Here is a 23,724-nt window from a genome sequence, read left to right as displayed (position 1 = left end):
GTCACGCCGCGTTTATGACAGAAAGGCGCGCATTATACGTGAGTTATCAAAAAAACAAAGCATAAACAATCAGTTATCCTTTAATACCTTATTTTTACAACCCCACAAGCGCACTAAATAAACTGCGCCACAATATAGCCAATCACGATGCCGATCAGTAAGGCCATGGTCAGGCCGCGATAAGTCAGCACATCACGCGAATAGCCGCGGCGGATCGCGATATAAGACACCAAGTAACCCATCGCATTAAGTAGCCAGATAAAACCAAAACTCAATATTTTGACGATGATGGGGCCGATTAACGGCACCAGGCCAATTAAAGCCACCAACCAGACAAATAAACCAGACACCAACCCAACTAGCACAGCGACCCCGGCCAGCACGCGTGCGTCCCAATCAAAATAGACACCCGCAACAATTAATGCAGTCAAACCCACCACCAGCAATATATTCGGCCAGGCACGCTTACCGCTCAACAAAGGATCGACACCCGTACTAAAGTCTGCAGGATGGCGTCGTACACGTAATCGTTTGAGCATAATTAAAAATTTATAACGTTGAGATTAAACCAGCAAGGTCCTGCACCTGCGCGCAGCTATGCCAGTGCGGCTTTCGCATGGCAACATCGCCCGCATAACCCCAGCTCACCAGCGCAAATGCCATCTGGTTAGCATCAGCCGACACACCATCTTCGAGACGGTCCCCAATATATAAACAATCCTGCACGGTCAAACCGTTATCTGCCACCACGCGGCCTATCATCTCAGCCTTGGTTTTTAGCGGCGGATTAAAATAATCCAGCGCATAGACGCCGCTAAAAAACGCTTTCCATCCTAAATGCGCCATGATTTTTTCTGTCGGATAAAAGCGTTTGTTTGTCGCAATATACAGTTGGTAGCCTTGATCTTTCAACTGCTGCAGCATAGCCGAAACGTCCTCAAACACCACTGACTGTACATAGCCTGTGGTGTCGTAATGCTGTTTAAAAGCAGCGGCCAGGGCATTCAGTAAGGTTGCATCGTCACTGCCCGCTAGCTGCTTGAGCGCTTCCATCAACGGCGGGCCAATCACATCATGTGTCAGCAGTGCCGCCAATGGCGTTTGGGTTGAACTGAAAGCCAGGCCAAAACAATGCAGAATGCTGGGCGCGGAATCAATTAAGGTGCCGTCTAAATCAAAAATTAAATGCTGTTTCATAAAAATGTGATTGAGTCTTTGGAATGACTTTTTAATTGTTTAGCCACAGAGGTCACAGAGCAACAGAGGAAAACAAAAAACATCATTCACAATGCTTTTCTCTGTGAACTCTGTGTTCTCTGTGGCAAAAATATTTATTCCAGCCAGATAAAACACACCATGCGGCCGGTATCGCCGTCGCGCCGATAGCTGAAAAAGGTCTCTGGTTCGCTAAATGTACAGCGTCCGCCGCCATAAATCTGCGCGACCCCCAGCGATTGTAAGCGTTGCCTGGCAATGCTATATAAATCACCTAGCCACTTATCGCCGTTGGCTTTAAACGCAGATTCGGCCTGCGCATCCTGTGCCATAAACTGCGCCCTCACCTCAGCGCCCACTTCAAACGCGTCTGGGCCAATGGCGGGCCCCAGCCAAGCCATGAGTTGGCTGGCAGGCACCGGCATGGCTGCCGCCGTTGCTTCAACCACGCCATCACACAAACTACGCCAGCCAGCGTGAATAGCAGCCACAGCGGTACCCGCCTGATCACATAACAACACCGGCAAGCAGTCTGCAGTCATGGTCACGCACACCACTTGCTTGCGTGTGCTAAAGCTGGCATCTGCGCTTTCAAGGCAGGCCGACAAGGCGGCATCTATCACACGTACGCCGTGTACCTGATTCAGCCATACCGGCTCACTGGGCAGGTAAGCGCTCAATAATTGTCGATTCGCAGCAACATGCTGCGAGTCATCCCGCACGTGATCGCCTAAATTGAGGCTGGCATACACACCTGTGCTCACGCCACCGTGACGCGTGGTCTGCAAGGCTTTCACGTTGGGTGGTGCAGGCCAGTCAGGCGTGATCAATGGCAAGCCAGCCATGATTAATCCTCGCCGTCCCAGTCTTCATCTTCTGTATCGGCGTCATCATCAAGGTCGTCATCGCCCCAATCATCGTCATCATCACCGATAAACAAACCGTTTTCACCCAGATTAAAGTCTGGCGGCAGCACTTCTTCCACCGGCTTGACGATGCGCATGGCTTCCAACAGTTCACGCATATCGTCGGCCAACTCAATCTGCCACTCCATCGGCTGCTGAGTCACCGGATGAATAAGTCCCAGCTTAACCGCATGCAGCGCCTGGCGTTTAAAATTACCAATCACCTCACGCAGCTCTGGCGTCATCATTTTGTGCGGAATAATATTGCCGATGCCATACACCGGGTCACCCACCATAGGCGCTTTTAAATGCTGCAAATGCACGCGAATTTGGTGCGTGCGGCCGGTTTCGAGATTACAGCGTAGATATGTATTGGTGCCAAAACGCTCCAGAATTTCATAATGCGTAATGGCCTGTCGGCCACGTCGAATCACGGCCATTTTGGTTCGGTTATGCGGATGCCGGCCAACCGGTTGATCAACCTTGCCATTACGCCATAACTGCCCCCACACAATCGCACGGTATTCACGCTTGACTGTACGTGCCTGTAGCTGACGCACCAGGCTGGTTTGCGCCTCCAGCGTTTTGGCCACCACCAGCAAGCCGCTGGTATCTTTGTCCAACCTGTGCACAATACCGGCACGTGGCACGTCTTTAAGCAACGGCCACTGAAACAGCAAGGCATTGAGCAAAGTGCCGCTCCAGTTACCGGCGGCTGGATGCACCACCAGCCCGGCAGGCTTATTAATAATGATCAGGGCATCGTCTTCGTAAACGACATCGAGGGGGATATCTTCTGGCTCAAATGCGTTTTCCTGTGCATTTTTAGGCGGCGTGATCGCAAGCTGCTCACCGCCCCAGACTTTGGTTTTAGCGGTTGGCGCTTTGCCATCCAGCAACACCAAGCCTTCTTTGATCCATGCCTGTAAGCGACTGCGAGAATGATCCGGTAGCATTTGTTGCAAAGCCAGATCGAGACGCTGCCCGCCAACGTTGCCAGGAACGACCAGATGTAAGGAGGCGCTTTCTTTCATATTTTCAAACAGCATCAGTTATAATGCCCTGAGTTTCCTTTGATAAAACAACATTAAACAACATGCTTCGCATTTTACCGCTTAACACCCTGTTCACGCGTGCTTTTATTTTGATCACGGCACTCACCTTGAGTGCTTGTGCCATTTTTGGCAACCCGAATCCTCCGGATGAAACCAAAGGCTGGGCAGAACAACGTCTCTACGCTGCAGGCCAGGAGAAAATGGTCGACAAAAACTACGATAAGGCGATTGAGTACTTTCAAAAGCTCGAAGCGCGTTATCCGCATGGTGCCTATGCCACACAAGCACAGCTAGAAGTCGCTTATGCCTACTATAAAAAATCTGAACCAGTATTGTGCTTATCTGCCGTTGACCGTTTTATCAAGCTACACCCTAACCACCCTAACCTAGACTACGCCTACTACCTGAAGGGCCTGGCCACGTTTAACGAGCGCGGCATTATGGAGAAATACACCAAACAGGAAATCAATGACCGCGACCCGAAAACCTTGCGCGTGTCATTTAATGCCTTTAAAGAGCTGGTTGAGCGTTTTCCTACCAGCCGTTATAAAAAAGATGCTACTCAGCGCATGATTTACCTGGTGAATACACTGGCCATGCACGAGATGCACGTCTCACGTTATTACATGCAGCGTAAAGCCTATGTCGCCGCACTAAACCGTTCCAGATATGTGCTTGAAACCTACCCAAACTCGAGTTCGGTAGAAGACGCGCTGGTGACTATGGTCAGCGCCTATGACGCCATGGACATGGCTGACCTTAAAGGCGACACGCTGCGTATCTTAAAAACGAATTATCCTGAAAACCCGATGATTAGCGGCAAGATTAATGAAGACGAAAAAATCTGGTGGAAATTCTGGGAAAGTCTGTACTAACTCGTTGCTTTAAACACAAAAAACGCCAGTCATACTGGCGTTTTTTAATTTGAACGCTAGCCGTTTAACGTGAATGCGTGATCACAATCACCCGACTCAACCGCAAACGCCTCCAGTTCAAATGGATTATCGTAATAAGCATGCCGTCCGCGTAACCATTGCCATAGCCCAGCCAGCAAATAAGCCGGGGCAAAGAATATACCCCAACGTTCAGCCTGACGAACATGCACGTGTTCATGGCTGCGCAAACGGTGCAGGCAATCTGCAGAATGACCAAGCACCACATGCCCCAGCGTCAACGCGGCAAAACCACTCAACTGCGTCAGTGCGTTGGCCAACCAACCACCAGACACTTCGAGTACGCCGTCGACCCGGCGCGCACGCGCACCACTTGCCAATAACAGACTCGCTAATAAAAGTCCCAGCAAACTGGTGGGTGCCGCCCAGCTATAGCACAGCAATCGTTTTAACATGCTAAGGCCTAGCCTGACACTGTATTGCAGCCATACGGCCAATTTCCACCATTAACGCATCACCTTTGCCACGGATGGTATTCGGCCCGTTGCTATAGATAAACCCTGAGCCGCTAGGCTGTTGTGGCAAGCTGATTTTGTTTTGCCCACGCATCAGTACCGCACTGGCAGGCGCCGCCACAAAACGCACACGCATTACTTCGCCATTCTGGCAATCAAACACTACCGCATCAGGTGTTGCCAGCGGTGGCTTTGTCGCGCAGCCCATTACCATCGCCGCAGCAGCACAGCCAAAAAGCATCATGGCCAACCTCATGCAGACCTCGGTGCAAACATAATAATCGCCATGCCGAGTATCGCTACCCCAGCCCCTAACAAATCCCAGCCTGAGGGCTTAATGCCATCCACCAACCATAACCAAACAATGGCAACGCCGATATACACGCCACCATAGGCGGCATAAATGCGGCCAGCGGCGGTTGGGTGCAAGGTTAGCAACCAGGCGAACAATGCCAGACTGGCCGCAGCGGGCAACAACAGCCAGGCACTCTTGCCTGCTTTTAACCATAAATAAGGCAGATAACAGCCAACAATTTCAGCCACGGCCGTCAGCGCAAATAAAAAAAGTGTTTTAAGCAAAAGAATCCCTTTTATAAAAAGGCGAGCGCACGGTTAATGCGACTAATCAACGCAACGTGGATGCGAGAACTTGGCTGCGGCAGATATGATGTTCACTGCTTACGATGCTTTAATCGACGCTGCGCCCAGTACAACACGCCGCCAACAACCAGGTTAAGGCTGGCCTGTAGCAATGGCAAAAACAGAAAAATCAAACCGCCTTGCGCGTCCGGGTACATCACTAACGTCTGCCAATAGATCCAGGCAACCACCAGCACCTCAAAAATACCAAAGTGCAGCCATTGTTTCTGGATGTCACTGCCTTCAAAAAAGTAGCGCCCCGCAAACAAAATCAGATAAGGCATCAGCGTCCACGCGGTCATTAACAAGCCAGTGCGATAACTGAGAAACTGCAACCCATTGGCGGCATACGCCTCAAAATAAAGCGCAATGACCGCCCCCACTAGGGCGGTCAAAGTAATAGACTGGTTAATACGCATAAAGCCTTAAGAAAGTTGTACCCAACGATAGTTTTTTATTTTGCCGGGTGGCAAGTCAAATGAACGCGCGCCAGACAAGGTAAAAGAAGCCCCGGTAGCCACTGAGGTTGGCGCATCAATGACGGCGGTCGGTTTGGATTGATCCACCACAATCACATCCACCATTGCAGGGTCAGACTGATTGCCAGCATCATCTTCCACAATCAGTTGAAAACGATGCCTGCCCGGTGGCAGCGGGTTCGCTGCATCAATGCTCACTTCAATGCTGGACGTATTGGTTCTGACTTCTTGCCCGGTGATAAACTTTGCCATATCAGCACTCCTTGAATACTCACAAACACATGGAAACTTGCCTGCCTCACAATGTATGCCAGATTGCATGCACGGGCAAGTAACGCCCGCACAAACAGGTTGATGCAGGATTACTCCTGCTCTGAAATCAGCAGCTGATTATGGTCGGTTTTAAGATAAAACGTGCCGTTCTGGTCAATCTGGATCGCACGTATGCGGTAGCCGCTTAACACCGGCTCGGCATAGACCAATGAGGTGCCTTCTTTACGCACGCGATATAAGGTTGTATTGCCCATGCCTGCAACAAATAAGTCGTTATCCCAGAAGTCATTACGGCCGGTAGACGGATATTTGACCAGCGGGCCGATACCGATCGAAGGCACAAAGGTCATCATCGGCTTTTCGTAGCCTTCGTGGCTATTAAACTTGTTGCCGTAATAGCCGCTCATGCCATCCCGCTCGTAAATCGTGCCATAACTCACAATCGGCCAGCCATAGTTTTTGCCACGCTTGATCAGGTTAATTTCATCGCCACCGCGCGGGCCATGGTCAGTTAACCAGAGCTCATTGCTCTCGCGGTCAAAATACAGGCCGCCAGAGGGCGAGCGAAAGCCAGAGGCATACACCTCGGCATTTAGGCGCTGTAAATCAATGCGCACCACTTTACCCAGCGAGGTCGTTTTGTCCTGCACGCGGTCAGGTTTGGAAAAATCGCCCAGGCTGAGGTACAAGGTGTGGTCATTTTCACCCAGCGCGAGCTTGCCACCCACCTGATGGCCTAAAATCGGCTCTTTAATTGCCGGACGGCTGATATAAATCTCGCGGTCAAAGCTGACTTCGCTATTTTCAATATCAACGGCAAACTCGCTCACCGCCAGCCGCACACCATTACTCGCCTCATCCCAGGCGGTATAAGCCACATATAACGTTTTGCCAATCAGCAAAGAGTCCTTTACCCCCGACAACTCGCGGCAATACACCAGCTGTTTGCTACTGCTTTCGTCGGCTGAGGTTTCACCACCAGGGATAAATTTAGCCAATGGCTTACCGGGTTTCACCAGCTCCATACTTTCGTTCTGGCGGACAAAAAACACCTCGCCACATTTGCTAATAAACAAAAACAGTTTTTTATCCAACCGCTCAAAAGGGCCGGACGGATACTGATCTTCAAACGGTAATTTGTATTCTTTGAGGGTTTGCGTGCCAAACACCGAGCTGATTCGGGGTGGTTCCGGCTCTTTATTGGCTTCTTTATCTGCCTCTGCGGCGTCGCTGCCAGACAGCAATAACCTAGGCACCACATCTTCGCCTGCCAGCGCCATGCTAGGCAACACAGCGTTTAAACAATAGGCCAAGATCACACTACATGCCACGCGGGCACAGGTCGCGATTGAATATCGCTGATTCAAATAAGGCAAAACAAGACTCTCCGTTAGCTAGTTTCTTTTCGAGTCCCCCAACCCATAAAAGTTTATACCAGCTATTTTATGATGATTTATTTATTATAAAAATCAATAAATTATTTAATTTTATTAATGTATTTTGTAATTAATAATTTTAACAAAACTGCAAAAATCATGACGCCCCAGGCGGCCAGCGTCAACTTGATAAATGCTGCAAAGGCATCTTGCTGGCAGACCACTTGCAACAAAGAAAATGTGTCATCACAACCAAACGCAACCACTGCAAACGCAAAACCAGGCCCCAGGTGCAAAATGCTTAAACCATAAATCAAACCACGTAACAACACACACCTCAACCACACACATTTAAAACAAACGATTAAAAACAGATGACCACACCAACGCCCACATGACGTGGCTAGACGGGCTTATTGCATACCCTTGAATATCTGGTAAGCGCCACCCGTATAATTGCCCTGAAATGAAGTTGCCCTCACCCCGGCAGCGATTTCCATTTCAACCGGCACACGCTCATAGGCATAAAAGTAACGCCCTTTTTGCACGCAGCGCTCACACGGGCTGTTGTCGTAACTATACACGTCAATCTGCGCATCGCCGACTCCTTGAATGCGCTGTTGATGATAACCAGCCAGAATCACTTTTTCGATACGCACCCCGGGCGCGGCTTTAATCTGCCAGCTCACAGACTCATAAGCCATCAACCCTAAAATAATCGGCGTCGTGTCATCAGTCACATTCACAGTAATCGTACGCTGATCGCGGCCAGGGTTAAAAAATGACCGGCACGCTTGTGGTGCCAGCGGCTCATGCTTGCTAGCTACCTCATTGATCGCCTGACATTGCGCCCACCATGGGCGCTTATCGGCAGTGTCAGGCAACTGCCCTTGATACACGCCAATTACATGCAAGGCAGCTTGTGAGGCCGATGTAGGTTTAATCACAGGCGCCTGGGTAATGGTGCTAGGCACCACCCCACTGCAACAACTTGCCAACACAAGTGGCAAACTGGCAAATAATACTAATACTTTAGATAACCGCTGGTTCGTCATCCTTTTTCTTTCTGGTTTGCAAAAAATGTTCGCTTATTGCCTAGATTCACACAGGCGGATGAATATCATCAAAAAGCCCCTGACGGGGCCCATTGAATTGAGAAAAGCCAATCCTGTTTATAAATGAATCTAGCCGCTTTGCAATAGCCAGTTTGAGCTATACCAATGACGCTAGCGCTTGATTGCCAGCACCAGTACACCAATGGCCACCAGCGCCAACCCTAGCCACTCACGCGCATTTAAACGCTCGCCCAAAAACAGGCAGGCAAACACGGCGACCAGCACCAGGCTGAGTTTATCTACCGGCGCCACTTTAGAGGCTTCGCCTAACTGCAGGGCGCGAAAATAGCACAGCCATGAGCCGCCAGTGGCCAGCGCAGACAAACCCAGAAAAAATAGCGAGCGATGCGGCAGCGCGAAGGGATTACTCCACTTGCCCGCCAGCCAGACAAACGGAGCCAGCACCAGCGTAATCAGTACTGTACGGATCAAGGTCGCAAAATCAGAATCCACGCCCTGAATACCCACTTTGGCAAAGATTGCTGTGAGTGCCGCAAAACAGGCAGACAGCAACGCCCAAAACAACCATTGACTCTCCATAAGCACAACTCCCGAATCGCCCACGTTATGTAAGCCCCAAGTATAGCAAGCAGGTGCGCCACTTTTAAATATGCCGCATGCAATGTGGCCTTTGGCTAGCGTTAACCATAAAAAAGACTGGCCGTAGCCAGTCTTTTATTTTTTGCAAACTTGATGGCTTGCGTTTTGCTGATTACGCTTTTTCGCTACCGATAAAACGGTAGATCACCGCGCCTAACACCGCCCCCACAATTGGTGCCAGCCAAAACAACCACAGCTGTGAAATCGCCCAGCCATCCACAAACACTGCCACACCGGTACTGCGTGCAGGATTCACAGAAGTATTAGTGACTGGAATGGAGATCAAATGTATTAAGGTGAGGCATAAACCAATGGCAATCGGCGCAAATCCTTGTGGTGCGCGTTTGTCAGTGGCACCCATAATCACCACCAAAAACATCATGGTCATCACCACCTCACTCACAAACGCTGCCAGCAAGCTGTAGCCCCCAGGTGAATGCTCATCATAACCATTAGAAGCAAAACCTGCCGCAACATCAAAACCCGCTTTGCCACTGGCAATGACATACAAAACACCGCCTGCCACAATCGCCCCCAACACTTGCGACACAATATACGGCAGTAACTCTTTAGCCTGAAAACGGCCACCCGCCCACAAGCCGATAGAGACCGCCGGGTTAAGGTGACAGCCCGAAATATGCCCGATAGCAAACGCCATGGTAAGAACAGTCAAGCCAAACGCCAGCGAAACACCCAACAAACCAATGCCCAGGTCTGGAAAAGCTGCCGCCAGCACGGCACTGCCGCAGCCGCCTAATACCAACCAAAAAGTCCCAAAAAATTCTGCCACATATTTTTTCATTGTGCCCTCTCCCTTTTTTAATAGCCGATGGTTTACTCAACGCGCCCCAACACATCACTGTGCTCGGTAACAGCACGTTGAGCGCTCAATATAGCAAACTATCGCTACTTAAAATGCAATTTGTTAAAAAATATTAAACAGGCCAAACTCAATGCAATATGGCATCCATCACACGCCCAATATAAAAAAGGCCGGCAACTGCCGACCTTGAACAATACACTTAACTATCATACAGTTAACGATCAATCCACATTTTGCCCAATCCGCCACAACACACCTGAGGGGTCAGCAATGCAAAAATCACGCATGCCCCAGCTTTGCAACTGAATCGGCCATACTTTGACGCCATAGGTCTGAATAATGCCGCTTTCCTGAATTTTGTCCCACCAGGCATCCACATCCTGCACCAGCAGATGCATCATAAAATTCTCAGCCAGGTTCTCAACACAAAAATCCTGCAACAGAAAACTCGCGTGTGCATAGTGAAAATAAGCCACACCGCCACCTTCTGACGCCATGGTAAAGCCCATGTCTTGATAAAACTGCTTGGAAAGCGCGAAGTTTTTCGCAGGCACAAAGGCCTTGATTTCGGCCACGGTCAGATTAGACATGGTTTAAAACTCCATTTAATCATTTGTAACTAGCGCAATAACAAGTAGATACAAAGCAGCGCCGACGTCATCGACAAGCCAAACGAAACAAACAGCATCGTCTTATAAGCCTCCACCTGTTTTTTTGCCGCCTGCCCTGCCTCATCCAACGCCTGAATCGCCAGCTGCATTTTTTCTGCCAGCAAATGGATAGACTCAGCATTCTGAATCGTCGCTGCCTGCAACTCCTCGATCTGGCTGGTCAATACAGGATCCACCTTGGCGGCCTCAGGCTTGGCAGTAAACGCAGGGATTGCCGCCGTCGCCACCTGTGCAATATAAGGCGCCACCGCCTTTAAAATAGGTAAAAACTGAATAGCCACGCAACACCTTGCTCATTGGCACAAATACAAGAGCCACCAATAGTAAAGCCTATGCTTTCAGGCGTCCACCGTGGTGTGTAGAAGAAAGCACAAGCAGTGACAGTGGATGATGTTTCATGACACCTAACGTTAGACATAAGGGGCTGGCGATAAATTTGGCTCAACCCTCGTTATTGAAAATTGTATCATCGAAGTGCGCTTTCGCCAGTCCCGCTTGACTGAATAAAAGGGACTTCCCCCACTCGAATTGGTAACCCATAACCGCGATTGAAGGTAAGTTAATGTGATCAGCATTATTCAATCAAAACGAGAGGAGAAGTCATGAGCAATGTTACAACGATAGGGATTGATTTGGCAAAAGATGTCTTTGCTGTGTGTGCCATGGATGTAACTGGGGCGGTGGTGTATCACAAAGCGCTTAAACGTGATGCTTTTGTGGCTTGGGCGCAGCAGTTGCAGCCTTGTAACATCGCCATGGAAGCCTGTGGTTCATCGCATCATTGGGGGCGATGGTTTGCTGCGCTTGGGCATACCGCTCGCTTGATGGCGCCTGAGTTTGTACAGCCGTTTCGTAAAAGTATGGCCGCTAAAAATGACCGCAATGATGCCGAACCGATTGCCATTGCAGCCAGACAACCGACCATGCGCTTTGTGGCGATTAAAAGCGTTGAGCAGCAATCTGTACTGGTCTGGCATCGGCTGCGTGAAGGCTATAAGGAAGAGCGCACCGCACATTTAAACCGTATGCGTGGATTGCTCGGCGAGTTTGGCATTTGGCCGCCTCGCAGTGCCGATAAGCTGATACGCGCTTTACCAGGGCTGACCGCCGATTGTGCTATCCCCGAAGGGCTACGCTTGGCGATAGAGCAATCGCTGCGGTATCTGAAATCTGTGCATGAACACATAGCGCTGTGTGACCAGCATATACGCCAGCATCTCACCTCACAACCGGCAGCACTGCGACTGACCGTGATGACAGGCATAGGCACGCTGACAGCCAGCGCTACTCTGGCAACCGTTGTCAATGCAAGTCAGTTTAAAAATGGCAGACAGTTTGCCGCGTGGCTGGGACTCACGCCCAGACAGATGAGCTCGGGCGGTAAAACCAGGCTGGGCAGAACCAGCCGGCGCGGCGACACTTATGTGCGTAGCCTGCTGGTACAAGGTGCTAAAAGCACCTTGCAGGTTGCCTTGCGACAAACGCAAGACAAAGCCAGCCGTTTGCAGCAGTGGATAGTCAGCGTGTATCAGCGCGTAGGCTATCACAAAACACTGGTCGCCATTGCCAACAAACATGCGCGCATGATGTGGGCCATACTGGCAAAAGACACTGGATACGATGCTAACGTCTGGCAGCGCTGGCAGGCGCCCGCTGCCAATTGCCAGAGGCAAATCAACATACGTGATTTAAATCTGGCATGAAGCCGCTTTAAACGAGTTGTAAATTCAGCTTAAATCAATGAACCAACCCTGCCAAAGCAGATAGCAAAGAGGTTAGACCGAGCACAGAGAGAACCTGACTAACCCAATGGCCGACTTTCAAAAGAACAAGCCTGATCAGTGCGTTCTTGTTAGGCCGATGAATGAATGAATGAGGTCTCTGTGCGCGGCTATTATCCTGGCCCGCGAAGTAGCCAATGATCCGCAATAAGGCCGACTAGAGAGATGCAGTTTAACCCTTTATGGGCTATCAAAAACTGGCAGGTATGGCTGCTGTGATGCTATGAATATGAAACAAATAAAAACACCCGAAAACTCGGGTGTTCAGGAGGGTTTTGCTTGACACGTGGCGGAAGTCCCTAGAGATGGGTTAGAGGTTGGAAATATGCTCAACCCAAACATTTTGCCCGATATGATGCTCTTGCACTGTTTCAATTGCGGCCTCCAAAGCAGCATTGTCATTGGTGTTTATGGGCTTTAAAAACTCAGTAACATTGTAGCTGGATTTTCGAAGCTCATTGATTTCCAGCGGAGTCAAAACGCCATAATTTAGCCAAATAGATGTTGGGTTTGGTTTGATTTGAGCTATCAAATCATCGTACCCTGATCTGGTGAAAATAAGAAAAAGCAACAATACCTCTAACGTTTGACATAAGGGGCGCCGCTAGGCGTCCCGCTTGATGGATGGGTTAGGCATGTGACTCTAAATCTGGTATTTGCACAGGATACATAGCGAACCAGTTTTGGTTATAAACAGCTTCCCTTTCAGTGGGTAAATCTTCAACTGTCGTGAGACCTGCACCAGGTAAACCAGTGGTTTTATTTACGACTAAGCAGGTAAGTGGCGGTAAATTTTTGGCTTCACAATAACTCATGATGCAGCCTAAAATTGGTGCTAAAACGCCAGCACCTTCAAATTCAAGATGTTCTGCGACTTGACCATACGTGAGAGTTTGTCGATTGTGAGCTGCACCAATAAGAATTTGCCAAACTTGCATTGCTCTTTCGCTACGTGTCATGAGATTCCTTAATAAATGCCTAACGTTTGAATTAAGGGGCGCCGTTAGGCGTCCCGCTTGAATGATGGGTTAGGCATAATTTTGATTTGCATGGTTTTTGATGAACATAAAACTATTTAATACTGCTCAACTTATCTTCTGTATTCTTTAGAAACGTTTCCACTACCTCGCAAATGTCAATGTTCATTCGCTGTGATAGCACGATTAACCACCAGACACTTTCTCCAAGCTTGTGTTTGAGTTGCGATAAGTCTTCGTCTCCAGATGGCCAACGTCCCTGCTGGGACATAGTGAGACGACCCACCAAGCTAGCATCAGTTAAGAAAGCCAGTGCATCTTCTTCAATAGTCCACTCACTCCCATGATGCTTTTTCTCCAACAGATGGTATTTTTCTCGAATTTTCATTGCGAGTTCAGCTATTTCATTTAATTGCATATTTTTCATTTCCGTGTGTATTTATCAATAGCCTAACGTTCGAATTAACGGGCGCGACGTAGTCGCGTCCCAGTTGAATGACGGGTTAGGGCAAAGCTAGCAAAAACCTGCAACATGTAACCCCCACCAAACGCAATATTAAAAAAAGCACAGACATTAACGCTGCGCCCACCTAAACCTTACTTAAACCAGCGCTGCTGCAAACCAGCACAACCTAAACGCCAGCCAACCCTAAACACCTTAAAACCGCACCACATTAAACCGCTGCTTAATAGCGCAAACGCTGCACATTTAACTTAAGTAAAACAGCTAAACCCTAACGTTTGACATGAGGGGTGCACAAAAGGCGCAGCCTTTTGGGCATCCCCTCGATGGAAGGGTTAGGCGTCACTCGATCGACCTCAGTGCGGCGATCAACTCCGGGCCAACGTCGCGGACGAACGATACCTGCGCGGCGGTTACAGGTTCACCGTGAATTGCTGGCGAGCAAACTGAGTACACCTCTCGAATTGCATTTCCCAGGCGCGGACTTAGCAAGCCACTTTCGACCAAAGAGCGGGACAGAAGATGTGTTGGCGGTACTCGTCTTATGGTCGCGCCGATCTCTCTGTCAGATGCCAAGCGCCGCAACTCTGACTCGATGTGATATCGGGTGGCGAACAAGTACGCTACGTCGTCTGAGACAACGAAATCTGTGGATACTGGTGTAGACGACCCATGCTCTGCAAGTGCAGCGGCAACTGCTGCCTTAACTTGAGCTTCGATTGCGGGTAGCTGCGCATCTGAGGGCGGGCCAGGAAGATTGAAGGTTGGGCTCACCGTGGCTCTTACATCTACCGCGTTTCGAACATCTGCGCGGACATCGGCGATCTGTGTAGCTATGTGGTCTTTCAGCTCCTCAATTTGATTCTTGAGAGTCACTCCGAGAAGCGTGACTTCGTTGAACAACGGAGCCAACAGCAGTGCCATCCATACGCCGAACGCAGCGATGTCGGCGGCTGCCGCCTTGCCAGTGAGTAGATCGGGCAGGCGTTCGCGCAGGAAGTAGGTGAGGACTCCGACGAGGATCGACCACCACAGGATCTTTGCCCAATTTGGAAGTTGCATACCGTTCCTTCCGACGCCTAACGTTTGAATTAACGGGCACGCTTTAGCGTGTCCCAGTTGAATGACGGGTTAGGGCAAAGCTAGCAAAGACCTGCAACATATCAACCCCCACCAAACTGAATATTAAAAAAAGCACAGACATAAACACTGCGCCCACCTAAACCTTACTTAAACCAGCGAGGCTGCAAACCACCACCACCTAAACGCCAGCCAAGCCTAAACACCTTAAAATACCACCACATTAAACCGCTGCTTAATACCGCAAACGCTACATATTTCACTTAATTAAAACAGCTAAACCCTAACGTTTGAATTAAGGGGCGCCGTTAGGCGTCCCGCTTGAATGATGGGTTAGGCTGGTGAGAAAAGCACAGCCCGTGAATAAGGACAAATGTTGCCATGAACTAAAACCCCAGAGGGAAAAAATTACCAAGTTTGACCGCAACTTTAGCGCTTGCTGCCAAAGCAAGCCAAAGTAGCCCAAGCCCGCAAATAAAAAGACCACCAACCAACCACGAGGATGCGTTGCTAAAAAACAGAACGGCAGAACTAATAACAAGCATGAGTGCTGTAATGGTCAGACCCCAGCGACCTAAGGTTTCTTGTTTTTTACGCATTAAATTTTCAGTCATGATTGGTTTTGACAAGCCTAACGTTTGAATTAAGGGGCTGGCTTTAGCCAGTCCCGCTTGAATGATGGGTTAGGCTGCTGAGACAACAACCCACCGTGAATATGAAACCATGTTGCTATGAGCACTGACCCCAAACCGTGAATTGACTGAAACTTTACCTTAAAACCACCAAAGCTAAAACCTACAGCGGCAACACCAATTTAACTGACTTTAACGTGCTTAGCCCAACGAAACCTGAAACCACTAACCACCCAAACTAAACTGACCTGCGGCGCAACAAACCACACCGACCTGCAACGCCAAATAAAACTAAAAACCGATGCTCTGCGAGGCAATAACTACGGGCTTGGCAGCTACACTGTGGTTTTAGCTAGGCCTAACGTTTGAATTAAGGGGCTGGCTTTAGCCAGTCCCGCTTGAATGATGGGTTAGGTGGCGACGATAGCCATAAAAAGGCCGCAATGTTTAAAGCCACACCCGCTGTAACAACTAGTAGATCATAAGGTACTGGCAACAAATGCACACTTACAAAATATGGAAGGTTAGAAGCGGCTACAAGCAATGCTGTACTTACCCCAACCGCCAGAGCTGAAAAGACTCTGCTTAGCTGGTAGTTTTTGATGAGTCGCCAGGTAAGCCAAGTGAGAGGTATTGAACAAACAAGAATTGCAGGGGTATATGAGAAGCCAAGAATAACTTGCCAGAGGAAGATACCCAATGCGGTGCTATCTGTTTTTATAAAAAATGTGGCAACCATGCTGAAAAGACAAAGAACCGTAGAGGCTGTAAAGGCAGAGCCGAACCAATGCAGTGGGTCAATGTTCTTGGTGCTCACATAGCCTCCTAACGTTTGAAGTAAGGGGCTGGCGACAGTGGTGGCTCAACCCTCGTTATTAATAATTGCTTATTCAAAGCGCGCTTTCGCCAGTCCCGCTTGACTGATGGGTTAGGTTTACTCATCTTTAATACGAACCCAATTTGAATTTATCGTTTTTCTTGTAGCACTCCAACCAGGCGGTAAATCTGCAATATTGCGCAGCGTTGGGTCTAGATCTACGATTTGTCCCATGCTGACTAGCATCAGGTCTTCAGATTTGTTTGTTGTGCCACAGGTAAATGCCCAAGAGTCATCATGTGCATAATGTATAGCCATTAATATGGGGTATTTTTCTAGCATTACTTTTTTTGTTGTAACTGTTGCAACGTTTCTGGCTTGGTCAAATTTCCAAGCTGTCTTTCCATCTGCAAAGCAAGTTAATGGCCAAATTAATAAGATAGAAAGCAATTTCTTTAAGTTGCTCATTATTAAACCTAACGTTAATTAGACCCCAAAAACGACAATAATATTTTATTTAGTCTGGGGGCTATAAAATTTATAGATTTATTTATCATAATAAAATCAATGAGGAGTATCTTTATATTACACCTGAGTTTAGGAGTTACGCTATGGAAAACACACCTGAGGTAAAACCAGCGCCAAAGTTGTTTCCTTCTATTGTAGAGCGGTTGCGAGTGAAGCATTACAGCAAGCGCACCGAGGATACATATGTAAATTGGATTAAACGCTATATTTTGCACCATGGCAAGCGACATCCGCGTGATATGGGTGTGGCTGAGGTGGAGGACTTTTTAACGCATTTGGCGGTGGCACGCAATGTGTCTGCCAGCACGCAAAATCAGGCGAAAAGCGCCCTGCTGTTTTTATATAAAGAGGTGCTGGAGATTGAGCTGCCATGGCTGGACAATGTGACACAAGCCAAAGTGCCTAAGCGCATGCCGGTGGTGCTTAACAAGCCTGAGGTACAAGCCCTGCTCAACCGGCTGGATGGCACGATGTGGCTGATTGGTAGTTTGCTATATGGTAGTGGCTTGCGCGTGATGGAGTGTCTGCGTTTGCGGGTGAAAGATATAGACTTTGTTAAAAGGGAGATTTTAGTGCGCGAAGGCAAGGGCTTTAAAGACCGGGTTACTATGCTGCCTGCGGCCTTGATTGAGCCTTTAAAACAACATTTGCTTAAAGTAAAACAGTTGCATGATGAGGACTTGGCGGCAGGTTTTGGTGAGGTGTTTATGCCGATGGCGCTTGATAAAAAATACCCTGGGGCTGGGCGCGAGTGGTCTTGGCAATATGTGTTTCCTTCCATCAAGCGCTCTATAGACCCGACAAACAACCAGATTCGCCGCCACCATGCTGATGAAAAAACGGTGCAACGCGCGGTAAAAAAGGCTGCCAAGGCGGGCAATATCGCTAAACTGGCCACACCACACACGCTGCGGCACAGCTTTGCGACACATCTGCTGGAAGGCGGTTATGATATTCGCACGGTGCAGGAGTTATTGGGGCACAGTGATGTATCAACCACTATGATTTATACGCATGTGCTCAATAAGGGCGGGCGTGGCGTGAGTAGCCCACTGGATGTGATGTGAACCAGACTTTGCTAGCAAGCGATTTTAATTCACTTAAAGCTCAACCAGAATAAAAAAGCCAACCTGATGAGATTGGCTTTTGAAATGACAACAGACGGGTTGAAATTTAGTTCTGTTCGCCGATATGCTGTTTACCGCGTAACTTAGCCAGTTTGACCTGCTTTTGCCGCTCACGGAGCGCTTCTTTTTTCTCGGCAGAGAGTTTGTCAAAGCAATACGGGCAAGAAATCCCAGCCTCGTATTGCTCGCTTTGCATTTCTGCTTGCGTCAGTGGCATGCGGCAGGCATAGCATTGATCATGGTCGCCCACCTCCAGCCCATGTTTCACAGCCACCCGCTGGTCAAACACAAAGCAATCACCCTCCCACAAGCTTTCCTCTTTAGGAATAGTCTCAAGGTATTTGAGGATACCGCCTTGCAAGTGATACACCTCTTCGAAGCCTTGTTGCTTCATGAAAGAAGACGCTTTTTCACAACGGATACCGCCGGTGCAGAACATGGCCACTTTTTTATGTTTGGTTTTATCCAGGTTGTCGGCAACGTATTTGGGAAACTCACGGAACGTCGTGGTTTTTGGGTCTATGGCGCCTTTAAAGGTGCCAATGTGTACCTCATAGTCATTACGGGTATCCAACACAATCACGTCGGGGTCTGAAATAATGGCATTCCAGTCCTCTGGCTTGACATAGGTGCCCACGACGTCATTCGGATCTACACCTTGCACCCCCATGGTGACGATTTCTTTTTTGAGTTTAACTTTCATGCGGTAAAACGGATGGCTATCTGCCCACGATTCTTTATGTTCCAGGTCGACCAAACGCGGGTCCTGGCGCAAATACGTCAGAATAGACGCAATATCATCCGCTGCACCGGCAATGGTGCCGTTAATGCCTTCATTCGCCAGTAGCAAAGTGCCTTTAATATGCCGCTGTTGGCAGGCCTCTAAAATCGGTTGTTGCAAGTCTTTGTAGTCATTTAACGTGACAAATTTGTAGAGGGCGGCGGTGAGGTATTGACTCATTTCAACACAGACTTTATTTCAAAAACGCGATTTTACCACTGCAACTCTCTGATGCAAAAAGAAAAACGGGCACCAGGCCCGTTGATTAAAAATAGCTAAATAGAGCTCACAAACAAGACTTAAGGTTGAATCACAAGTATTTCAGCTTTGCCCAAGCCACCCATGTCGCCCGCCCAGCGCTGTACTCGCTGGCTATTAATCTGCGCAAAGCGGCTATCCAGCCGTTTAAACGATTTATACAAGATATTAAGGAAAGGCAACTTGTGAAAACCGCAGTCTACCCAAGTGGCTTGCGCAGCTGGCGTGTGCTGTAACAACAGCGTGCCACGCTTCATGCCATAGCCTAAATAAGCCCCTGTCGTGCCAAGCACGCCTAGCGTGCCTGCCATCATGTCCGAGGCGCAATAGTCCCCCGCATTGCCTTCTATCAACAACATGCCGCGGCGCATACGGTCGCCCGCGCGTGCACCCGCGTTGCCTGTGCAAATGAGCACACCGTTTTGCAGTTGCGCCCCTAAAAAATCACCGGCGTCACCCGCTACGTTAATTTGCCCGCTGGTCATGCCAAAACCAATATATTGGTGTGCACAAGTGGTGTTTTTAAACGTCAGCTGTAATGCGGCTACAGCCTCATCAACACTAACCTCAAACACATCGGCCACGCTGAGGTTGGCGGCCAGTTTGATTGCTGCAATCTCGGCCACTGTTTTGCCTTGCAAGGCAAGGGGTAATAAAGCGCGGCAATCAATGCTGCGTGAAACTGCTTTAGCCGTTAAAGTGATATGGCTCATGCGCTTACCTCCCCGCTTAAAATTGGACGCAGCTTAAAGTGGTGTTGCCCCAGCTTGCCGCCGTAATTACCGGCAGACACTCGCAAGATGCCATTATCTTTACCTAACCCACACGCTGCTTCTATGCCTGCCTTCATTGAAACAGCAATATCTTCAAATGTCAGGCCATTGACCACGATTTCCATCACACTTTCTACGCGTGGGTCGAGCTCGCTCTTGACCACACCTTTGAGTGTCGGGCAAAAAGCATCATTGGTACTGGCAAACATTTTTGGGTACTTGCTACCGACCTTGGAGCCAGAGCGCACTACGCCGCCCGGGAAAGGCATAATCACATTAGGCAATTTGCGCATGGCGTCAATCGCCGCTTCGCAGGCGGTGAGTACTTGCGCCTGGCTCGCGCCCAATACCAGAAAGTTACCGCCGCCAATGGCGCGCACCATACCTGTGGTTTCCTCGGTTAAAAATTCGCCATCCATCACGGGGATACGCCAATAGCGCTTGAGCTTGCCGTTCGCATCCGGGATTTGTTTGGAGACCTGGTAACCATCGCCAAAAAAGCGTAAATGCTTGCCCAGGCTAATCATGTCTTCAGACTCAATACCTGCAAATGCCGCCGCCGTTGGGCACGTGAGAATACATTGCCCCATGCGGGTTTCCAGTTGCTGCATCAGCACTTTACTGCCCATGGCAAACATCAGCACACTGAGGCCAGGACGGCCATCTGGCGTTTCATCCTCGCTCAGTGCGCGCTCTATGCCAGCCTCTACGCCACAGCCAATCACGCTGGTGGCAAAGCCAGTCATGGCGTTGGCGGCGTTATAGGCCCAGCGCAGGTTTTGCGCGGTAATCAGAATACGCGTGCCGCGCATATTAAATGCTTCGGCAAAGGTATCATCAATTTCAACCCCATTAATCACCATACGTTACCCCTGCACATGGTTAATGACATGGTTGCGGCCATCTTCCGCAATCTGGTCATTAGAAATTTTAAAGTTTTGCATTTGCATGGTGTGGTAGCGATCAAAATAATGTTTGATGTCTTTTTCTACACCGAGGTCAAAGGTCGGTTTGGCGGTATGCGTTGCGCCCCACACCACTTTAATCACTTTGCCGTCTTTTACCACCAGCTCACCGTCTTTAAACACCAGGTCAGGTTTGGCAAACATGGCTTCTTTATCGGGCTGATCGGTATAAACCGTGATATCCGCCGCCGCGCCCACGCCTAAATGGCCTCGGTCTTGCAAGCCAATCAGCTTGGCCGGTGCTGAGCGCGTCATAGTGGCAATTTCATACAGGCTATATTCACGGTCCAGCGACTTCAGGTTGCTCATGGCTTGCGCATTGAGATTCAGCTTGTCAAATGCATCGTTACGGAAAGTTTTATCCATCAGCAAACGAATCAGGTGCGGATAGCTGGTAAACGGTGCGCCGTTCGGGTGGTCGGTGGTTAAAAACACGCGCCACGGGTCATCCACACTCAAAAACACCTCCAGCCCAATCGCCCATTGCAAGGCGTTCACATAGTTCTGGTCACGATACTTAAACGGCACCACACCGCAACCAGCGTCGCATTCAATATCCATAATCACTGATTTTTTCGGGTTAGCGACTTTGGCGTTCAAGTGCTGCATCATATTGTCGCCAGACGCAGTCACGGTTTGCCCGAACAAAATCTGCCCCACATCGGCCGTGATATGTTTATTGCTATTAATCGCCTCAGCAATATTGGCCGCCGCAGAAGAAAACTTTTTATCGCCCTCTGTGCCGTAGCTGTGAAACTGGATATGCGTCAAATGCATGGGCAATCCATCGCTAGCACCCATGGTATCTAAGGTGGTCTGAAAGTTACCGGCCACGCCCAGGTTATTACAGTGCACGTGCAAAGGCTTGGCAATGCCAATCTCGTTCACCGCGCGGCTCAAGGCCTGCAAAATACGGCGCGGCGTGATGTGGTAATGGCTATGCTGCTGATCTAAATCTTGGCGGCGCTCATTAAACTTAAAGGCAGAAATACCACCCGGGTTGACCACTTTAATGCCTATGGTTTGTGTCGCGTGCAGCGTCCAGGCTACGTAATCATTAATGGTTTTCTGGTCGGCATTCTGGCTCAGCAAACGTAAAAAATAATCGTCATTGCCCAGCATGGCATAACCGCCTTTGTCGATCATGGGCGTATCGCCCATCTCCATATGCGCCTGACGCGCATTGACGGCTAAAATCGCAGGCTCAAACGCAGCGGTATAGCCCATCTCAATATAGCGCATGCCGGTATCGGTGGTATTCGGTGTGGCGTGGTGGCTACAGTTGGCGCCACAGATATGGGCTTCGGGCTCATCCAGGCGACGCATGGCCTGATATTCCGGCAGCAGCATGCGTGCAATATTCACTTTGCCGCCACCAATATGGCTGTGCATATCAATGGCACCAGCCATCACGATCTTGCCGTTAAGGTCGTGCACCTGGCCGATTTTTTCACTGTCGGCCGGTTTGGCGATAATACGGCCATCGCGGATATAAATATCTTGTACCACACCATCTTTGTTATGGGCAGGGTCAATCACTTTGGCATTCTTGAGCAGCGTAATCATGCCAAATCTCCTTTTAATTGCGCTTCTATCATGGCCACCACTTGCGTCAGTGTTGGCAAGTCAGTCGGTTTAGCTGCCGTCAATGGCAAGGTTACAGAACCGTCAACACGGAACTGCTGGCCGTTGCAATCAAGGCCCGGGGTTGCCACTGGAATAAACACTGCCGGGGCCGCGGCAAAAGTACTGTCAGGCGCGCCCAGCACAATCACAGGCGCAGTGCCTGCAGGCGGCATGGCTTGCGGGCTATAACTATTGACCCACACCACCGCGTCATGGCTCTCCCACTCAGGCGCATCAATAATGACGCCGTTGAGCCAGGTATGCGCATAGTTCACGCTGGTATCACCATCGCTGCCACCCATAGACAAGCCCATGGCGCGGCTCTTCTGATTGAGTGCAACCACCGTTTCGGTGATATTTTCAATGGTGAGTTCAGCATGGTCGTAATGCAAATCTTTAGATACCCACACCAACGTGGCATATTTGGCCGCTTTCAATGTCTCAGCAAGAGACTTTAAGGTGCTCACCGCCACACCGGCCACCGTTGTCGCCGTCACTGGCTTATCCATCACCAACGCGCGCAACATAGCCACCACTTCGGGCAAATGTTCAGACGCACAGGCAATCACCTCTGGCGCGCGGCCATCGGGCGACACACCAGGCTTGGTACTCAATTTGTCGCCGCCCAGGTAAATAATCTTGCGGGCCGCAGGCTCAGTAAACATGGCTTCATCTACCCACACCACGCGATCAAAAAAGCGGGTGTTATGGCTGACCACGTCGGTGCCTATCATCAAAATCACATCGGCACGGTTGCGTACCTCGGTCAGCGTGGTGGTTTGCCAGCCACGGTGCTGCAATACTTTCATATTGCGCAAAGTGCTGCTGGCATTGATATGTGTCATGGCGGCCCCCGTCTGTTGGGCCAGGCTAACCAGCGCACGCGCCCCATGCACATCGGTGCTGCTACCGGCGACCAATGGCGCGCTTGCCTGCTTGAGCGCTGCCGCCGCGGCCTTAACTGCCTCGGCCAATGATGCGGGTTGACCAGCCACCTGCGGCGATACGCCTGTGGTTACCCGCGCATAAAATTTTGCCGCCTTGCCACACGAAAACTGCTGCCTGGCAATGGCATCCCCCGAAATATCGTCGCATAGCAAGCCACAGGCCGGGCAAGCATGCATACTGTCTTGTTGATTTGTCATGGCTTATGAGGTCTCTCGTTTTGATCGTCCATTTATTGAAAACGAATACGCACGTCGTCGTTTGCAATCATCACATCATAAAACATCTATGTTGGATAGATAAAAAAAATAAAGCAATGAATGCCTGCTATTTAAAGCAATAAACTGACGAAAGTCATCACTTAGGTGCATCAATGCGGTTTATCAATCACGTTAAAAATAGTAGAATAGTC

At 49.5% G+C, this 23,724-nt stretch carries 30 protein-coding genes; 3 read left to right on the top strand and 27 right to left on the bottom strand.

The window, feature by feature from the left end; genetic code table 11:
• Positions 1 to 113: 113 nt before the first annotated feature.
• The 4 genes from METH5_RS0112390 to rluD form a co-directional block, all read right to left on the bottom strand.
• Complete coding sequence (locus METH5_RS0112390) at positions 114 to 539, bottom strand: hypothetical protein (protein WP_029148813.1); 426 nt, start codon at positions 537 to 539, stop codon at positions 114 to 116.
• A 10-nt stretch (positions 540 to 549) separates the two neighbouring features.
• The gene (locus METH5_RS0112385) at positions 550 to 1,197 is read right to left on the bottom strand and encodes an HAD family hydrolase (RefSeq protein WP_029148812.1); all 648 of its coding nucleotides are present in this window, start codon (positions 1,195 to 1,197) and stop codon (positions 550 to 552) included.
• Positions 1,198 to 1,331: 134 nt separating this feature from the next.
• On the bottom strand, positions 1,332 to 2,060 hold the full coding sequence (pgeF, locus tag METH5_RS0112380; protein WP_029148811.1) for a peptidoglycan editing factor PgeF: 729 nt from the start codon (positions 2,058 to 2,060) through the stop codon (positions 1,332 to 1,334).
• 2 nt (positions 2,061 to 2,062) lie between these two features.
• On the bottom strand, positions 2,063 to 3,169 hold the full coding sequence (gene rluD, locus METH5_RS0112375; RefSeq protein WP_029148810.1) for a 23S rRNA pseudouridine(1911/1915/1917) synthase RluD: 1,107 nt from the start codon (positions 3,167 to 3,169) through the stop codon (positions 2,063 to 2,065).
• Between the two features lie 47 nt (positions 3,170 to 3,216).
• Between rluD and METH5_RS0112370 the strand changes: the two genes are divergently transcribed.
• Positions 3,217 to 4,050 carry an outer membrane protein assembly factor BamD gene (locus METH5_RS0112370; protein ID WP_029148809.1) on the top strand — a complete coding sequence of 278 codons (834 nt, stop codon included), beginning with the start codon at positions 3,217 to 3,219 and terminating at the stop codon, positions 4,048 to 4,050.
• Between the two features lie 56 nt (positions 4,051 to 4,106).
• Here the strand turns inward: METH5_RS0112370 and METH5_RS15925 are convergent, their stop codons facing one another.
• The 11 genes from METH5_RS15925 to METH5_RS0112310 all read right to left on the bottom strand — a co-directional run bounded on the left by METH5_RS15925 (position 4,107) and on the right by METH5_RS0112310 (position 10,840).
• Positions 4,107 to 4,523, bottom strand: a complete 417-nt coding sequence (locus METH5_RS15925) for a hypothetical protein (RefSeq protein ID WP_232411040.1) — start codon at positions 4,521 to 4,523, stop codon at positions 4,107 to 4,109.
• Between the two features lies 1 nt (position 4,524).
• Positions 4,525 to 4,827 carry an MliC family protein gene (locus tag METH5_RS0112360; protein WP_029148808.1) on the bottom strand — a complete coding sequence of 101 codons (303 nt, stop codon included), beginning with the start codon at positions 4,825 to 4,827 and terminating at the stop codon, positions 4,525 to 4,527.
• A gap of 8 nt (positions 4,828 to 4,835) precedes the next feature.
• On the bottom strand, positions 4,836 to 5,168 hold the full coding sequence (locus tag METH5_RS0112355) for a YnfA family protein (RefSeq protein ID WP_198290723.1): 333 nt from the start codon (positions 5,166 to 5,168) through the stop codon (positions 4,836 to 4,838).
• Between the two features lie 86 nt (positions 5,169 to 5,254).
• On the bottom strand, positions 5,255 to 5,641 hold the full coding sequence (locus METH5_RS0112350; protein WP_029148806.1) for a hypothetical protein: 387 nt from the start codon (positions 5,639 to 5,641) through the stop codon (positions 5,255 to 5,257).
• A 6-nt stretch (positions 5,642 to 5,647) separates the two neighbouring features.
• Positions 5,648 to 5,953: a hypothetical protein gene (locus METH5_RS0112345; protein WP_029148805.1), complete on the bottom strand. Its 306-nt coding sequence runs from the start codon at positions 5,951 to 5,953 to the stop codon at positions 5,648 to 5,650.
• A 110-nt stretch (positions 5,954 to 6,063) separates the two neighbouring features.
• A complete protein-coding gene (locus METH5_RS0112340) occupies positions 6,064 to 7,263 on the bottom strand; it encodes a PQQ-dependent sugar dehydrogenase (protein ID WP_029148804.1) in 1,200 nt (399 codons plus the stop codon).
• A 500-nt stretch (positions 7,264 to 7,763) separates the two neighbouring features.
• Positions 7,764 to 8,405 carry a hypothetical protein gene (locus METH5_RS0112330; RefSeq protein WP_051412956.1) on the bottom strand — a complete coding sequence of 214 codons (642 nt, stop codon included), beginning with the start codon at positions 8,403 to 8,405 and terminating at the stop codon, positions 7,764 to 7,766.
• Positions 8,406 to 8,576: 171 nt separating this feature from the next.
• Positions 8,577 to 9,005 carry an EamA family transporter gene (locus tag METH5_RS0112325; RefSeq protein ID WP_036307899.1) on the bottom strand — a complete coding sequence of 143 codons (429 nt, stop codon included), beginning with the start codon at positions 9,003 to 9,005 and terminating at the stop codon, positions 8,577 to 8,579.
• 172 nt (positions 9,006 to 9,177) lie between these two features.
• Entirely contained in the window at positions 9,178 to 9,867 is a 690-nt protein-coding gene (gene aqpZ, locus METH5_RS0112320; protein ID WP_029148800.1) for an aquaporin Z, read from the bottom strand.
• Between the two features lie 242 nt (positions 9,868 to 10,109).
• Positions 10,110 to 10,478 carry a VOC family protein gene (locus tag METH5_RS0112315; protein ID WP_029148799.1) on the bottom strand — a complete coding sequence of 123 codons (369 nt, stop codon included), beginning with the start codon at positions 10,476 to 10,478 and terminating at the stop codon, positions 10,110 to 10,112.
• Positions 10,479 to 10,507: 29 nt separating this feature from the next.
• Positions 10,508 to 10,840, bottom strand: coding sequence for a hypothetical protein (locus METH5_RS0112310; protein WP_029148798.1), 333 nt, complete (start codon positions 10,838 to 10,840; stop codon positions 10,508 to 10,510).
• A gap of 321 nt (positions 10,841 to 11,161) precedes the next feature.
• On the opposite strand from METH5_RS0112310, the gene METH5_RS15030 reads away from it, so the two are divergent.
• Positions 11,162 to 12,262 carry an IS110 family transposase gene (locus tag METH5_RS15030; protein WP_232411038.1) on the top strand — a complete coding sequence of 367 codons (1,101 nt, stop codon included), beginning with the start codon at positions 11,162 to 11,164 and terminating at the stop codon, positions 12,260 to 12,262.
• Positions 12,263 to 12,650: 388 nt separating this feature from the next.
• Here the strand turns inward: METH5_RS15030 and METH5_RS0112300 are convergent, their stop codons facing one another.
• From METH5_RS0112300 to METH5_RS15020, 7 genes are all read right to left on the bottom strand, one after another.
• Positions 12,651 to 12,872 (bottom strand): hypothetical protein, encoded by a 222-nt coding sequence (locus METH5_RS0112300; protein WP_157381519.1) that lies wholly within the window; start codon positions 12,870 to 12,872, stop codon positions 12,651 to 12,653.
• Between the two features lie 97 nt (positions 12,873 to 12,969).
• Complete coding sequence (locus METH5_RS0112295; RefSeq protein WP_029148796.1) at positions 12,970 to 13,299, bottom strand: hypothetical protein; 330 nt, start codon at positions 13,297 to 13,299, stop codon at positions 12,970 to 12,972.
• A gap of 112 nt (positions 13,300 to 13,411) precedes the next feature.
• Positions 13,412 to 13,744, bottom strand: coding sequence for a hypothetical protein (locus METH5_RS0112290; protein WP_029148795.1), 333 nt, complete (start codon positions 13,742 to 13,744; stop codon positions 13,412 to 13,414).
• A gap of 378 nt (positions 13,745 to 14,122) precedes the next feature.
• Positions 14,123 to 14,842: a hypothetical protein gene (locus METH5_RS15025; protein ID WP_051412954.1), complete on the bottom strand. Its 720-nt coding sequence runs from the start codon at positions 14,840 to 14,842 to the stop codon at positions 14,123 to 14,125.
• A 404-nt stretch (positions 14,843 to 15,246) separates the two neighbouring features.
• Positions 15,247 to 15,474 (bottom strand): hypothetical protein, encoded by a 228-nt coding sequence (locus tag METH5_RS0112280; protein ID WP_029148794.1) that lies wholly within the window; start codon positions 15,472 to 15,474, stop codon positions 15,247 to 15,249.
• 388 nt (positions 15,475 to 15,862) lie between these two features.
• A complete protein-coding gene (locus tag METH5_RS15685; protein WP_157381518.1) occupies positions 15,863 to 16,309 on the bottom strand; it encodes a hypothetical protein in 447 nt (148 codons plus the stop codon).
• Positions 16,310 to 16,426: 117 nt separating this feature from the next.
• Positions 16,427 to 16,777, bottom strand: coding sequence for a hypothetical protein (locus tag METH5_RS15020; RefSeq protein WP_051412951.1), 351 nt, complete (start codon positions 16,775 to 16,777; stop codon positions 16,427 to 16,429).
• A gap of 143 nt (positions 16,778 to 16,920) precedes the next feature.
• On the opposite strand from METH5_RS15020, the gene METH5_RS0112270 reads away from it, so the two are divergent.
• Positions 16,921 to 17,904 carry an integron integrase gene (locus METH5_RS0112270; protein WP_029148793.1) on the top strand — a complete coding sequence of 328 codons (984 nt, stop codon included), beginning with the start codon at positions 16,921 to 16,923 and terminating at the stop codon, positions 17,902 to 17,904.
• A gap of 106 nt (positions 17,905 to 18,010) precedes the next feature.
• Here the strand turns inward: METH5_RS0112270 and METH5_RS0112265 are convergent, their stop codons facing one another.
• The 5 genes from METH5_RS0112265 to METH5_RS0112245 all read right to left on the bottom strand — a co-directional run bounded on the left by METH5_RS0112265 (position 18,011) and on the right by METH5_RS0112245 (position 23,512).
• Positions 18,011 to 18,925 carry a rhodanese-related sulfurtransferase gene (locus METH5_RS0112265; protein ID WP_029148792.1) on the bottom strand — a complete coding sequence of 305 codons (915 nt, stop codon included), beginning with the start codon at positions 18,923 to 18,925 and terminating at the stop codon, positions 18,011 to 18,013.
• Positions 18,926 to 19,044: 119 nt separating this feature from the next.
• Positions 19,045 to 19,716: a formylmethanofuran dehydrogenase gene (locus METH5_RS0112260; protein ID WP_029148791.1), complete on the bottom strand. Its 672-nt coding sequence runs from the start codon at positions 19,714 to 19,716 to the stop codon at positions 19,045 to 19,047.
• On the bottom strand, positions 19,713 to 20,639 hold the full coding sequence (fhcD, locus tag METH5_RS0112255; protein WP_029148790.1) for a formylmethanofuran--tetrahydromethanopterin N-formyltransferase: 927 nt from the start codon (positions 20,637 to 20,639) through the stop codon (positions 19,713 to 19,715). Before fhcD ends, METH5_RS0112260 begins: the two co-directional genes overlap by 4 nt.
• Before the next feature lie 3 nt (positions 20,640 to 20,642).
• Positions 20,643 to 22,307, bottom strand: coding sequence for a formylmethanofuran dehydrogenase subunit A (locus tag METH5_RS0112250; protein ID WP_029148789.1), 1,665 nt, complete (start codon positions 22,305 to 22,307; stop codon positions 20,643 to 20,645).
• Positions 22,304 to 23,512: a formylmethanofuran dehydrogenase gene (locus METH5_RS0112245; protein ID WP_029148788.1), complete on the bottom strand. Its 1,209-nt coding sequence runs from the start codon at positions 23,510 to 23,512 to the stop codon at positions 22,304 to 22,306. The genes METH5_RS0112250 and METH5_RS0112245 overlap by 4 nt, the downstream gene beginning before the upstream one ends.
• Positions 23,513 to 23,724 lie beyond the last annotated feature (212 nt).

The organism is Methylophilus sp. 5 (assembly GCF_000515275.1).
In the GTDB taxonomy this organism is placed as follows: Bacteria; Pseudomonadota; Gammaproteobacteria; order Burkholderiales; family Methylophilaceae; genus Methylophilus.
This window is presented reverse-complemented; position numbering and strand designations above follow the sequence as displayed.